This window comes from Delftia sp. JD2 (assembly GCF_001682645.1).
Classification (GTDB): Bacteria; Pseudomonadota; Gammaproteobacteria; order Burkholderiales; family Burkholderiaceae_C; genus Comamonas; species Comamonas acidovorans.
Genome location: NZ_LFJT01000019.1, coordinates 26,565 through 40,023, shown reverse-complemented (window position 1 = coordinate 40,023; position 13,459 = coordinate 26,565). Strand labels below are relative to the sequence as shown.

The 13,459-nt window shown below is 67.5% G+C and carries 11 protein-coding genes and 1 pseudogene; 6 read left to right on the top strand and 6 right to left on the bottom strand.

The window, feature by feature from the left end; genetic code table 11:
* Positions 1–190: 190 nt before the first annotated feature.
* The gene (locus tag ACM14_RS12595) at positions 191–1,744 is read right to left on the bottom strand and encodes a Do family serine endopeptidase (protein ID WP_065346309.1); all 1,554 of its coding nucleotides are present in this window, start codon (positions 1,742–1,744) and stop codon (positions 191–193) included.
* Positions 1,745–1,818: 74 nt separating this feature from the next.
* A complete protein-coding gene (locus tag ACM14_RS12590) occupies positions 1,819–2,742 on the bottom strand; it encodes a LysR family transcriptional regulator (RefSeq protein WP_065346308.1) in 924 nt (307 codons plus the stop codon).
* A gap of 202 nt (positions 2,743–2,944) precedes the next feature.
* On the opposite strand from ACM14_RS12590, the gene ACM14_RS12585 reads away from it, so the two are divergent.
* The 6 genes and pseudogenes from ACM14_RS12585 (at position 2,945) to iaaH (ending at position 9,045) form a co-directional block, all read left to right on the top strand.
* Positions 2,945–4,261, top strand: a complete 1,317-nt coding sequence (locus ACM14_RS12585; RefSeq protein WP_065346307.1) for an NAD(P)/FAD-dependent oxidoreductase — start codon at positions 2,945–2,947, stop codon at positions 4,259–4,261.
* Positions 4,261–4,710 (top strand): RidA family protein, encoded by a 450-nt coding sequence (locus tag ACM14_RS12580; RefSeq protein ID WP_063328004.1) that lies wholly within the window; start codon positions 4,261–4,263, stop codon positions 4,708–4,710. Before ACM14_RS12585 ends, ACM14_RS12580 begins: the two co-directional genes overlap by 1 nt.
* A gap of 25 nt (positions 4,711–4,735) precedes the next feature.
* Positions 4,736–4,832, top strand: a pseudogene (locus tag ACM14_RS31515) (DUF1028 domain-containing protein); the annotation flags it as partial.
* Complete coding sequence (argE, locus tag ACM14_RS12575; protein WP_065346341.1) at positions 4,825–6,042, top strand: acetylornithine deacetylase; 1,218 nt, start codon at positions 4,825–4,827, stop codon at positions 6,040–6,042. The pseudogene ACM14_RS31515 and the gene argE, both read left to right, overlap by 8 nt.
* A 118-nt stretch (positions 6,043–6,160) precedes the next feature.
* Entirely contained in the window at positions 6,161–7,552 is a 1,392-nt protein-coding gene (locus ACM14_RS12570; protein ID WP_065346306.1) for a cytosine permease, read from the top strand.
* A gap of 8 nt (positions 7,553–7,560) precedes the next feature.
* Positions 7,561–9,045: an indoleacetamide hydrolase gene (iaaH, locus tag ACM14_RS12565; protein ID WP_065346340.1), complete on the top strand. Its 1,485-nt coding sequence runs from the start codon at positions 7,561–7,563 to the stop codon at positions 9,043–9,045.
* A 29-nt stretch (positions 9,046–9,074) separates the two neighbouring features.
* On the opposite strand, the gene arsC is transcribed toward iaaH, so the two are convergent.
* From arsC to ACM14_RS12545, 4 genes are all read right to left on the bottom strand, one after another.
* Positions 9,075–9,443, bottom strand: coding sequence for an arsenate reductase (glutaredoxin) (gene arsC, locus ACM14_RS12560; RefSeq protein WP_065346305.1), 369 nt, complete (start codon positions 9,441–9,443; stop codon positions 9,075–9,077).
* Positions 9,444–9,474: 31 nt separating this feature from the next.
* A complete protein-coding gene (locus tag ACM14_RS12555) occupies positions 9,475–10,791 on the bottom strand; it encodes a nucleobase:cation symporter-2 family protein (protein WP_012203521.1) in 1,317 nt (438 codons plus the stop codon).
* A gap of 205 nt (positions 10,792–10,996) precedes the next feature.
* On the bottom strand, positions 10,997–12,382 hold the full coding sequence (locus tag ACM14_RS12550) for an 8-oxoguanine deaminase (RefSeq protein WP_016447920.1): 1,386 nt from the start codon (positions 12,380–12,382) through the stop codon (positions 10,997–10,999).
* Positions 12,383–12,493: 111 nt separating this feature from the next.
* On the bottom strand, positions 12,494–13,402 hold the full coding sequence (locus tag ACM14_RS12545; RefSeq protein ID WP_012203519.1) for a LysR family transcriptional regulator: 909 nt from the start codon (positions 13,400–13,402) through the stop codon (positions 12,494–12,496).
* Positions 13,403–13,459 lie beyond the last annotated feature (57 nt).

Genomic DNA, 13,459 nt, shown 5'->3' with positions numbered 1-13,459 from the left:
ACAAAAAGAAACATTACTAACGCAAACGGGCGTCATTTCACACGATACAACCATCACATTGGCGTACCGATCCTTGGACCGCTGGCATTTTTCTCTGGGTTTTCCCAAAGCGATAGCCCCGGCGCATTCACGCCGGGGCCGTGCGATCAATCAAGTGTGTGGATGCTTCTGGTCCCTTACCTCCTTTCACTTACCCGAGACGTACGGGGACAAAGATCCTGTTGCCATCGCGCCAGATCAGCACGGCCACGGTCTTGCCGGCCTTGGCCATGGCGGCGCGCACGGCCTCGATATCACCGGCAGGCGAGCCGTTGATGGACAGCAGCACATCGCCCTGCGTGATGCCGGCCTCGGCGGCCGGGCCTGCGGCGTCGGCCACGACCAGACCGTCCTTCACGCCAATCTGCTGCTTTTCCTCGGGCTGCAGCGGGCGCAGGGCCAGGCCCAGCTTGCCCTTGCCTGCGTCGGGCTTGTCCTTGGCCACCTTGGCGGCCTTGTCGCTGGCATCGCCCAGCACGGCGCTGCGCGTGCGGGCCTCGCCGTTGCGCCATATCTCCAGCGTGACCTTCTGGCCCGGCAGCGCCTGGCCCACAAAGGCCGGCAGATCGCCCGATCCCACGATGGGCTGGCCATCGATCTTGCGCACCACGTCGCCGGGCTCCAGGCCCGCCTTGGCGGCGGGGCCGCTCTTGTCCACGCTGGACACCAGGGCGCCTTCGGGACGGTCGAGCTTGAAGGAGTCGGCAAAGGCCTGGTTCACCTCCTGCACGGCCACGCCCAGCCGCGCATGCTGCACCTTGCCCGTGGCCACGATCTGCTGCTGCACGCGCGTGGCCACCTCGATGGGAATGGCGAAGGACACGCCCTGGTAGCCGCCCGAGCGCGAGTAAATCTGGCTGTTGATGCCCACCACCTCGCCGCGTGCGTTGAACAGCGGGCCGCCCGAGTTGCCGGGGTTGATGGCCACGTCGGTCTGCAGGAAGGGCACGAAGGAGTCGTCAGGCAGGGTGCGGCCCTTGGCGCTGACCACGCCGGCCGTCACGCTGCTCTCGAAGCCGAAGGGCGAGCCGATGGCCAGCACCCAGTCGCCCACGCGCAGATCGGCCGTTTTGCCCAGCGATACGGTGGGCAGGTTCTTCGCCTCGATGCGCAGCACGGCCACGTCGGTCTTGGGATCGGCGCCCAGCACCTTGGCGCTGAACTCGCGCCGGTCGGTGAGCTTGACGGTCACTTCCTTGGCGCCACGCACCACGTGGGCGTTGGTCAGGATCAGGCCGTCGCTGGAGACGATGAAGCCCGAGCCTTCGCCGCGCGTGGGCACATCGCGCTGGGGCTGGCCCTGGCCCATGCCCGGCATGCCGGGCACGCCGAAGCGGCGGAAGAATTCAAAGAACGGATCGTTGGGGTCCATGCCCTGCAGGCCCTGACCTTGGCCCTGGCCCTGCCGTGCAGCGGCCTCGTCGCCATCGTCGCCCATGGCACGCGAGCTGCCGACCACGCTGATGTTGACCACGGCCGCGCCGTTGCGCGCCGTGATGTCGGCAAAGTTGGGCGCCGCCACGGCGGCGGCGGGGGAAGCTGGAGAAGCAGGCTGTGCTGCAGGCGCAAACAGCGACGTGGCGGCACGCGCATCGCCATGCACCACACCAACCAGACCGGCGCCCGTGGCGCCCAGGGCGCCGATGGCACCTGCGGCCACCAGGGCCAGCACCAGACGGCGGGGAGTGGACAGAATCTTGTTCATCGCAGACCTTTCCTCAAAAGCAGCGTTCCTTGCTGCGTTGAGGAGAAGTCTGAAGGGGCAGACTTAGGCGAGGCTTAGAGGCGCTGGCCCTCACCCATCCACTCTGCGCAAAACCCAGCAAAGCGCTGCACGACCTGCCTGGGCTTGAGGCTGCGGGACTGAGCAATGCCCAGGGTGACAACCGCCACCTCGTCCTTGAAGGGTCGGATGATGAAGTCCACTCCATCCACCGTGCGCGTGGACTGCAGGGGAAAGTTCAGGATGCTGAATCCCAGTCCATTGGCCACCATGCCGCGCACGACCTCGGGCTGGGCGGAGCGAAAGGCAGGCACGGGCCGCTCGCCCACGGCGTCGAACAGCCGCGCGAAATACTCCCGGCTGTGGGGCAGGTCGAGCATGACATAGGGCTCTGCAAGCAGGCTCTTGAGCGTGACGGCGCGCTGGCGGGCCAGTCGGTGCCGCGCCGGCAGGATGGCGTAGGGAGGCAGCGTGCGCAGCGGCTGGAAGGCGATGTCGTCGGTGAGGTCTATGTCATAGGTGAGGGCCAGGTCCAGCGTGCCGTCGCGCAGGCTGGTGAACAGGTCCTCCTGGTGGGCTTCGGCCGTGCGGAAGGTGATGCCCGCATGCTCCGCCACGAAACGGCTGATGAGCCCGGCCAGCAGCGGCGGGGCCAGCGAAGTGAGGCAGCCCAGCGCAATGCTGCCCGACATACCCGAATCCAGGCTGCGCGCAACACCTTGCAATTCTTCCGCGTTCTTGAGCAGGCTTCGGGCCATGCCCAGTATTTCGCGCCCGGCCTGGGTCAGGGACAGCCCGGCCGCATGGTGGCGAATGAACAGTTGCACGCCAAAGGATTCTTCCAGCTCGGCGATCGCCGTGGAGATCGACGGCTGCGAGACATGCAGCAGCCGCGATGCGGCAGTGAAAGACAGCGCCTGGGCCGTGGCGACGAAGTAGCGCAGCTGGCGAAGCGAGTACCGCAACGATAGGTTCTCCACGGGCTTGGCTCCAGCGGCAACGAAGGCTCTGCATAAAACAAAACTATGCAATGCATCTTATTAATATTCTTTATAAATAGCCACTTTCTCCCTAAATTTCCTCCCCAGACAGACCCATCTGACCCACGGAGGACGACATGCAGACAGCAGACCAGGGGCACTTTGCCCAGGCCCCGAACAAGGCACGGGGAGACAGCGCCCCATGACAGCCAATCCCATTTCCATCGACACGCTGGTGGTCGGCGCGGGCCAAGCCGGCGTGGCCATGAGCGAGCATCTGGGCCGCATCGGCGTGCCCCACCTGGTCCTGGAGCGCGAGCGCATTGCCGAACGCTGGCGCACGGGCCGCTGGGATTCGCTGGTGGCCAACGGCCCCGCCTGGCATGACCGCTTTCCCGGCTTGGAGTTCGACGATCTGGACGCGGATGCCTTCGCACCCAAGGACCGGGTGGCCGAGTATTTCGAGGCCTATGCCAGAAAGTTCGGCGCACCCATACGCACTGGCGTGGAAGTGACCCGGGTGGTACGCAATACGGGCGTCGAAGGTTTTACCGCAGAGACCTCCGAGGGCTTGGTCCACGCTCGCCGCGTGGTAGTGGCAACCGGACCGTTCCAGCGCCCGGTGATCCCCGCGATAGCCCCTGGAGACAAGCGGTTCACACAAATCCATTCCGCGCACTATCGCCACCCCGGGCAATTGCCCGAAGGCGCCGTGCTGGTGGTGGGAGCTGGTTCATCGGGCGTGCAGATCGCCGATGAATTGCGGCGCGCCGGCCGAAAGGTCTATCTGTCGGTGGGCCCGCATGACCGGCCACCGCGCTCTTACCGCAACCGCGATTTCTGCTGGTGGCTGGGCGTGCTCGGCGAATGGGACAAGGAGACGGCCGCACCGGGCAAGGAGCATGTGACCATTGCCGTCAGCGGGGCGCGCGGCGGCCAGACCATCGATTTTCGCCGTCTCGCCCATGAAGGGATCACGCTGGTGGGCGTGACCCGGGTCTTCGATGATGGTGTCGTGTCCTTCGCGCCAGACCTGATCACCCATCTGACGCGCGGTGACGAGAACTACCTGTCGCTGCTGGACGCAGCGGACGCCTATGTGGCACGCAACGGCCTGGACCTTCCCGAGGAGCCCGAGGCGCGGCGCATGCTGCCCGATCCGCCTTGCGTCACGCAGCCGCTGGCGTCGCTGGACCTGGTGCAGGCCGGCGTGTCCTCCATCGTCTGGGCGACCGGCTACGCGGTGGACTACCGCTGGCTGCAGGTCGATGCCTTCGATGCCAGTGGCAAGCCGCGACACCAGCGCGGGGTTTCGTCCGAGCCCGGCATCTATTTCCTGGGCCTGCCCTGGCTGTCGCGGCGCGGCTCCAGCTTCATCTGGGGCGTCTGGCACGACGCCCGGCATATCGCAGACCACATCGCCATACAGCGCCAGTACCTCGCCTACCGCGATGCAGCCCACCGCACGCCCTCGCACGGGGCGCCCACCCAGGCCGCCCATCCCACAGGAGCGCAATGATGCCCGCCCACACACAGCCCCCTACCCACACGCGCATCCGGATGTTCAACACCAAGGACACCTATCCCAACCAGTCGCTGGACAACGACCTGTGCCAGGCCGTGCGCGCCGGCAACACCGTCTATGTGCGCGGCCAGATCGGCACCGATTTCGAGGGCAATCTGGTCGGCCTGGGCGATCCGCAAAAGCAGGCCGAGCAGGCGATGAAGAACGTCAAGCAGCTGCTGGAGGAAGCGGGCAGCGACCTGTCGCACATCGTCAAGACCACCACCTACATCGTCGACCCGCGCTACCGCGAGCCCGTCTACCGGGAAGTGGGCAAGTGGCTCAAGGGCGTGTTTCCCATCTCCACGGGGCTTTGCATATCGGCTCTGGGGCAGCCGCAGTGGCTGATGGAGATCGACGTGATCGCGGTCATCCCCGAGGGCTGGCAGCCCGGCGCGCAGTGAGGAGCAGGACATGACCTTCTCCATCCTCTGGCAGGCGTATCGGCCGCAGATGAAGGACTACCTGACGCGCGCCCCTGGACCCCACGGCCGCACCCAGCTATGGAGTGCCTGGCGATGAATAAGCCGACAAGTCGCGATCTGCTCAGGTCGCTGGTGGGATTTCCGACCGTCAGCCGGGACTCCAATCTGGCACTGATCGGCTTCATCCAGCGCTACCTGGCCGACCTGGGGGTGCAAAGCGAACTGCTGCACAACGCCGAGGGCACCAAGGCCAATCTGTTCGCCACCATCGGCCCACGCGACCGTGGCGGCATCATCCTGTCCGGGCATACGGACGTGGTTCCCGTGGACGGGCAGGCCTGGACCATGGAGCCTTTCCGCCTCACCGAGGCGCATGGCCGCCTGTATGGCCGGGGCACGGCCGACATGAAGGGATTCATCGCATCAGTGCTGGCCGCAGTGCCGCTTTTCCTGCGCCAGCCCCTTTCCATGCCCGTGCACCTGGCTTTTTCCTACGACGAGGAGGTGGGCTGCCTGGGCGTGCGGTCCCTGCTGTCGGAACTGCAAAACCGCCCCCACAGGCCACGCCTGTGCCTGATCGGCGAGCCTACGGAACTGCAGCCGGTGCTGGGACACAAGGGCAAGCTGGCGATGCGATGCCGCATCCAGGGCGCGGCCTGCCATTCGGCCCATGCGCCGCGCGGCGTCAATGCCATCGGATACGCGGCGCGCGTGATCCGCAAGCTGGACGAGATCGGCGCAAGGCTGTCGCGGCCCGAGCACCACGACCCGCGCTTCGATCCGCCGTTCTCGACGGTGCAGGTCGGCGTCATCCAGGGCGGCCGCGCGCTGAACATCGTGCCTGCCGAGTGCGAGTTCGATTTCGAGGTTCGCGCCCTGCCGGGCTTCGACGCGCATGACGTGGCGTACGAACTGCAGGACTATGCCGAGACCGATCTGCAACCACTCATGCAAGCGGTGCAGCCCGGCACTGGCATCCGCTTGCAGCCGCTGAGCGCCTACCCGGGACTGGCCACACCGCCCGAGAGCGAGGCTGCGCAACTGCTGACCCTGCTGAGCGGGCGCAGGGATTTCGGCACGGTGGCCTTCGGTACGGAAGGCGGACTGTTCGACCAGGCGGGCATCCCCACGGTGGTGTGCGGGCCGGCCAGCATGGACCAGGGGCACAAGCCCGATGAGTTCATCACCGTGGAACAACTGCAGGCCTGTGACGCCATGCTGGCCCGCCTGGCGGCCCACCTGACGCAAGTTGACGGTGCCACCCAGGACCCGGCCCGGCCACAAGCGGAGGACAGCCGCCACCCACAGTGACCGCAGCGGCGGATGCCGCGATTTTCCACCGACATAAAACAACGGACGCACCCAACGTGCCAATGCACAGGCACACGGACGTCACGCAACCGCAACTCCACTATCTGGAGGAGACACCATGGATCACAACGACAACACCCTGCGGCTGGAAGACAGCACCATCCAACCCATTCCCGCCCATGAACGGCATGGCAAGGCCAGCGACCTGTTCACCATCTGGTTCGGCACCAACGTCATGCTGCTGACCGTGGTCACCGGGGCGCTGGTCGTCACGGTGTTCAAGCAGCCGTTCTGGTGGGGCACGCTGGCCATCGTCGTCGGCAATCTGGTCGGCGCGGTATTCATGGCGCTGCATGCGGCGCAGGGCCCTCAGCTGGGGGTGCCCCAGATGGTGCAGACGCGCGGGCAGTTCGGCTCGCTGGGCTCTTTGCTGGTGGTGGGCCTGGTGGTGGTCATGTATGTGGGCTTCTTCGCCTCCAACCTCGTGCTGGGCGGGCAGTCGCTGCACAGTCTGAGCAGTGCCGTGACGGTCAACCAGGGCGTGGTCGCGGTGGGCCTGCTGAGCCTGGTGGCCACCATCTTTGGCTACCGGCTGATCCACATCTACACGCGGCTGCTGACCTGGTGCGCAGGCGCGGTGCTGGTGCTGGCCTTCGCCTGGATCATCTTCGTGCACGGGCTGCCGGCCGATCTGCTGTCGAAGAACGCACCCAGCCTGACGGGATTTCTGGGCAGCATGTCCATCGCCGCGCTCTGGCAGATCGCCTATGCGCCCTATGTGTCCGACTACTCGCGCTACCTGCCGGCGGACACCGGCCCGCGCGTGGCCTTCTGGGCCAGCTATGGCGGCTGCACCCTGGGCTCCATCTTTCCGATGGTGCTGGGCGCGCTCGTGGGCCTGACGGTGGAGGGCGATGACATCGTAAAAAGCCTGAGCACGCTGACGCAGGGCATCAGTCCGCTGGTGATCATCGTGCTGACGCTGGGCATCGCGGCCACCAACGCCATGAACCTGTACTGCGGCGCGCTGTCCACGATCACCATCGTGCAGACGCTGCGGCCTTCCTGGTCGGCCAAGGCGGCGGCGCGCGCGGCCTGTGCCTGCCTGCTGTTCGGCATCGCCTTGACGATTGCGCTGGCCGGCCAGGACAACTTCCTGGCCACCTATACCCACTTCATTTTGTTGCTGTTGTGCGTAATGGTGCCCTGGACTGCGGTGAATCTGGTGGACTACTACCTCGTCCGCCACGGCCAGTACGACGTGGATTCCTTCTTCCGCCAGGACGGCGGCATCTATGGGCGCTTCAACGGCGTGGCCATCTTTTCGTACGCCTTTGGCATTGCCGTGCAACTGCCTTTCGTCGCCACCGATCTGTACACCGGCCCCGTTGCGAAGATGCTGGACGGCGCAGACATTTCCTGGATCGTCGGGCTGATACTGACATCGGTGGTGTACTACGTGTGCCAGAAGCGCTTTGCGCCGATCCCCGCCCCCATGGCTCTGCCATGACATCCGCCATGACCAGGACAACCCTGCAGCAGCCGTACCTGCCCCCGAGCGCCCAGACACAGCGGGCCCTCACGTCCATCGAAGCCATTGCGGCCATACAGCAGGGCCGGCTTGCGGCGGGCGACTATTTGGCCACCCTGCTCTCGCATGCGCAGGCCATGTCGGGGCTCAATGCGCTGACGGCGCTGGACGTGCAGGGCGCGCTGGCGGCTGCGCGGCGCATCGACGCACTGCCCGCCGACGCCCGGGCGCAATTGCCGCTGGCCGGCCTTCCCATCGTTGTGAAGGACAACATCAACACGCGAGGCCTGCCGAACACGGCAGGAACACCGGCGCTGGAACACTTCATCCCCCGGGACAACGCGCCCTCTGTGCAGCGCCTGCTGGATGCGGGGGCCATTGTCCTGGGCAAGGCCAATATGCATGAGCTGGCCTTCGGCATCACCAGCACGAATCTGGCGCCGCATGCGGGGCCTGTGCGCAACCCCTACGACCCCAGCCGCATCCCGGGCGGCTCGTCGGGCGGCACGGCCGCCGCCATTGCCGCGCGCATCGTGCCTGCAGGGCTGGGCACGGATACCGGAGGCTCTACGCGCATTCCTGCGGCGCTGACCGGCATTGCGGGCTTTCGCCCCTCGGTGGGCAACGGCGGCGCCAGCCGGCGCTACCACGACCCGAATGCGGTCGTCCCCATCAGCCACACGCGCGATACCGTGGGTCCCATGGCGCGCAGCGTGGCCGACATCGCCCTGCTGGACCAGGTCATCACGGACAGCGGTCCCCTGCCTGCGATCGACCTGCGGGGCCTGCGCATCGGCCTGCCCGCTCCGTTGTGGGAAGGCCTGGAGCCCGAGGTCGAGGCCGTGGCGCGCGCCGCGCTGAGGCGGCTCGAAGCCGCTGGCGTGATTCAAGTGGACATGGCCATGGCCGAGCTGCTGGACATCAACAGGCATATCGGCGCACCGCTGGCGCTGCATGAGTCGGCCGAAGACCTGCCGGCATGGCTTGCTGCCAACGAAGCGCCGGTCCGTACCGTGGCCGACATCGCCGCGCGCATTGCCAGTCCCGATGTGCGTGACATGTACCAGGCCGTGCTCGCGGACGAGGCCGCAGACCAGTACGAAGAGGCCATGACGGTCTGGCGGCCGCGGCTGCAGCAGTACTACGCCACGGCCTTTGCCACGCACCGGGTCGATGCGTTGCTGTTCCCCACCACCCGGCTCGCGGCCGTGCCGCTGGATGAGGTGAATGGCTCCTCGACAGTGTCGATACAAGGAGCGGAGGCGGTCAGCACCTTCGAGGCCTTTCTGCGCAATACCGATCCGGCCAGCAATGCCGGTCTACCTGGCCTTTCACTGCCGGCCGGCCTGACGCCACAGGGGCTGCCGGTGGGCATCGAACTGGACGGCCCCGAAGGCAGCGACCGCCGCCTGCTGGCGATAGGGGTGGCCTTCGAGCAGGTGCTGGGACTGCTGGCCGCGCCGCGGCCCTGAGTCACAGGCACAGCCTGCGGCGCCGCCGCTCAGATCAGCGCCAGCACCTTCTCCGGCGGGCGGCACAGCGCCGCGCCCTTGGGCGTGACGACGATGGGGCGGTTGAGCAGCACGGGGTGCTTGGCCACGGCGGCGATGAGCTGCGCATCGCTGACGGATGCATCGCCCAGGTCCAGCTCGGTGTAGACGGCTTCCTTGCTGCGCAGCAGCTCGCGCACGGGCACGCCCAGCCGCCGGACCAGGGCCTGCAGTTGCGCAGCGTCCAGGGGCTGGGCGATGTAGTCGACGATGGTCGGCTCCACGCCGTTGTCGCGCAGCAGGGCCAGCGCGCCGCGCGAGTTGCTGCAGCGGTTGTTGTGGTAGATGGTGATGTCGGTGCGGGGTGCGGTGGTGTTCATGGGCCGCAGTGTAGGCCCATGAAAATGCGCATCAGGCCACGGCTTCCTCGGGATGGGCATCGACCTCGCGGCCGGGCAGCAGCAGGTTCAGCCCCACCGCGACCAGGGCGCCGACGGTGATGCCCGAGCCGAAGACTTCGCGCACGAAGGCAGGCATGCGGGACAGCAGGTCCGGGCGCACCGTGACCGCCAGGCCGCAGCCCAGCGAGACCGCGATGATCAGGCTGGCGCGCCGCGAGTGCTCGGCGCCGCTGAGCATGCGGATGCCGGCCGAAATGATCATGGCAAACATCATCAGCCCCGCGCCGCCGAGCACGGGCTGCGGAATCGTCACCACCAGTGCGCCCAGCACGGGAAAGAGTCCGGCCAGCAGCAGCATGACGCCCGTCAGCATGACCACGTGGCGGCTGGCCACGCCGGTCAGCGAGACTACGCCCACGTTCTGGGCGAAGGTGGACAGCGGAGGGCTGGACATCACGGCGGCGAAGGCCGAGCCCACGCCATCGCACAGCATGCCGCTGGACAGGCGCTTGCCGTCGATGCGCGTCTGCGTGGCCGCGCCCAGGGCCATGAAGGTGCCCGTGGTCTCGACGATGGTCACCAGAAAGGCGATGGACATGGCGACGATGCCGGCCACCGGGAACGTCATGCCGAAGGTCAGCGGCTGCGGGATGGCGAAGACCGCGGCCTCGCTCACCTGGGTGAAGTCGATCAGGCCCAGCGCCAGGCACAGCACATAGCCGCAGGCGATGCCCAGCACCACGGCCGAGGCAGAGACGATGCCCCTGCCCCACTGCACGAAGCCGATCACCAGCACCAGCACGAAGCCGGCGATGGCCAAGTGGCCGATCGCGCCGTAGTCGCTGCGGCCCACGCCGCCCGCAGCCCAGTCCACGGCGACGGGGGTCAGCGACAGGCCGATCATGGTCACGACCACGCTGGTCACGGTGTGCGGAAAGAAGCGGCGGATCACGGGCATGAAATAGCTGCCCACGATCATCACCAGCGACCCTACCAGCGAGGAGCCCAGGATACCGGCCACGCCATGCTCCAGCCCCACGCTGATGCCCGCGCCCACGAAGGCGAAGCTTGTGCCCATGACGCAGGGCAGCCGTATGCCCACGGGCCCCACCCCCCTGCACTGGACAATGGTGACCACGCCCGAGCCCAGCAGCGCTGCATTCACCAGGGCCACGATCTGGTCGGCCGGCAGCTTGAGCGCCCCGCCGAAGACCAGGGGCACGGCGATGATGCCGCCCAGCGCCGCCAGCAGGTGCTGCAGCGACAGAAGGACCGTGGTGATGAGCATTGGCGGTCGGTCTTCCACCTTGTAAAGCAGTTGTTCCATTGTCTTGTCTCCTTGTGTCCTGGCCGTTGGCCTCTTCAGAGGCGCTTGTATGTATGTCGGGGCAGTGGTGCCGGAAAAGGGTGGGGTCCTGAAAGTGCTGTCCGGGTCTTCGAGCCTCCTGGAGATGCTTCGGGGAAATGGCGCAGGGCGGCAGATCGGCACCCGCGATGGCCTGGGTGCCGGCCTGCCGCGCTGCAGGGAGATGTCAGTGGCCCGCTGCGCGCTCGAACAGCGTGCGGGCCAGCTCGCGGTGGCGGGTCAGCACGCGCGGCAGGTCGGCGGTGAGCAGCAGCCCGTCGCGGACCACGACACGGCCATTGATGACGCTGGTGGACACGTCGGTGGGCGTGCAGAACACCAGCGCGGCCACGGGGTCATGGCCTGCGCCCGCGTAGCCCACGCCCGACATGTCGAAGGCCACGAAGTCGGCCGACATGCCCGGCGCCAGCGCGCCGATGTCGTCGCGCCCCAGCACGCGCGCGCCGCCCAGCGTGGCGATCTCCAGCGCCTCGCGCGCGCCCATGGCGGCAGGGCCGTGGCCCACGCGCTGCAGCAACAGGGCCTGGCGCGCCTCGCCCAGCATGTGGGCGCCGTCGTTGGAGGCGCTGCCGTCCACGCCCAGGCCCACGGGCACGCCCGCATCGCGCATGGTGCGCACGGGCGCAATGCCCGAGGCCAGGCGCATGTTGGAGCACGGGCAATGCGCCACGCCCGTGCCCGTGCGCGCGAACAGCGCAATGCCCTCGGCATCGAGCTTGACGCAGTGGGCATGCCAGACATCGGGGCCGACCCAGCCCAGGCTTTCGGCGTACTGCGCGGGGGTGAGGCCGAATTTCTCGCGCGAGAAGGCGACGTCGTTGTCGTTCTCGGCCAGGTGGGTGTGCAGCGACACGCCGTGCGCACGCGCCAGCACGGCGGACTCGCGCATCAGCTCGCGCGTCACCGAGAACGGCGAGCACGGCGCCAGCACCACGCGCAGCATGGAGTGGCGTGCGCTGTCGTGGTACTGCTGGATCAGGCGCAGGCTGTCGCGCAGGATGGCTTCCTCTTCCTCCACCACCGCGTCAGGCGGCAGGCCGCCCTTGCTGCGGCCCAGGCTCATGGAGCCGCGCGCCGCATGAAAGCGCATGCCCATCTGCTGCGCCGCGGCGATGGAGTCATCCAGCCGAGCGCCATTCGGATACAGGTACAGGTGGTCGCTGGTAGTGGTGCAGCCCGACAGCATCAGCTCGGCCATGGCGGTCTGGGTGGAGACGTGGATCATCTCCGGCGTGAGGTGCGACCACAGCATGTACAGGTTGGTGAGCCACGAGAACAGCTCCGCATCCTGCGCGGCCGGCACGGCGCGCGTGAGGCTCTGGTACATGTGGTGGTGCGTGTTGACCAGGCCCGGCATGACCACGCGGCCGCGCATGTCCAGCACCTGGGCCGTGCCGTCGTCCACCATGCGGCGGTACTGCGGCGGCAGATCGGCCGTGGCGCCCACCCATTGCACGGCCGGGCCGTCGGCCACCAGGGCGCCGTCGCGGATCTCGCGGCGCTGCGCATCCATGGTGACGAGTACATCGGCGTTCAGTGCGATCAAGGTCATGGCGTTCTCTTCTTCGAAATGGAAAAGCCGCCAGTCTAGGAAGGACAAGCCATTGCCGATAGCGCTGAATTCCGCCCGATGTGTCCACAAAAAGTGGACAGTGCCAAAGACTCACCGCCCCCCGGCAAACAGCCTTGCCAGCGCCTGGCCGATGGACTGGGCCATCAGCTCCCCCGCCGCGCTCAACTGCCCCCTGGCCCGGCCGGTCAGCACCAGCGTCTGCCGCCGCAGATGCGCATCGCGCAAAGGCACGAAGACCAGGGCATTGCGGCTGCGCTCCTCCATCACGTCCAGCGGGTTGAGCAGGGCAATGCCCTCGCCCAGCATGACCAGGCGCTGGATCAGCGCCATGGAGGTGGATTCGGCCACGGGCGTGACCTCGATGGCGTTGCGCGCAAAGGCTTCGTCCAGCAGGCTGCGGATGGACAGCGGCGGCGCGGGCAGGATGAGCGGATGGCCTATGCACTCGCTGAGCAGCACGGACGATTGGCGCGCCAGCGCATGCCTGGGCGGCACGATGGCGCCGATCTGCCATTCGCTGGTGGCCAGCGCGCGCAGCGCGGGGCGTTCGGACAGGTCGTAGGCCAGGCCCAGGTCGGCGTCGCCGCCTTCCACGGCGGCCGCGATGTCGCTCAGGGGCAGGTCGATGATGCGCACCACGATGCCCGGGTGGCGCTGGCGGAATTCATGCACCAGCGAGGGCAGCAGCGAACCGGCCAGCCCCGTGGTCGCGGCCACGGTGATCTCGCCGCTGCGCGCGCCCTGCAGTTCGGCAATGCGCTCGCGCAGCGCTGCATGCTCGCGCAGCGTGGCGCGCACATGGGCCAGCACCATCTCGCCCGTCGGGGTGAGGCGCAGGCGCTTGTGGATGCGCTCGAACAGGGGCGTGCCCAGCTCGGCCTCCAGGTCGAGGATCTGGCGGTTGACGGCCGTGGGGGCCACGTGCAGATGTTCGGCCGCCTTGCGGATGGAACCGCGGCGGACCACTTCGTCGAGATAGCGCAGGACTCTGGCGTGCATGGCGCGAGCGTAGCGGGGTTTGCCGCGCCGCGCTTTGCAGCACCCGGCAGCGCAGGC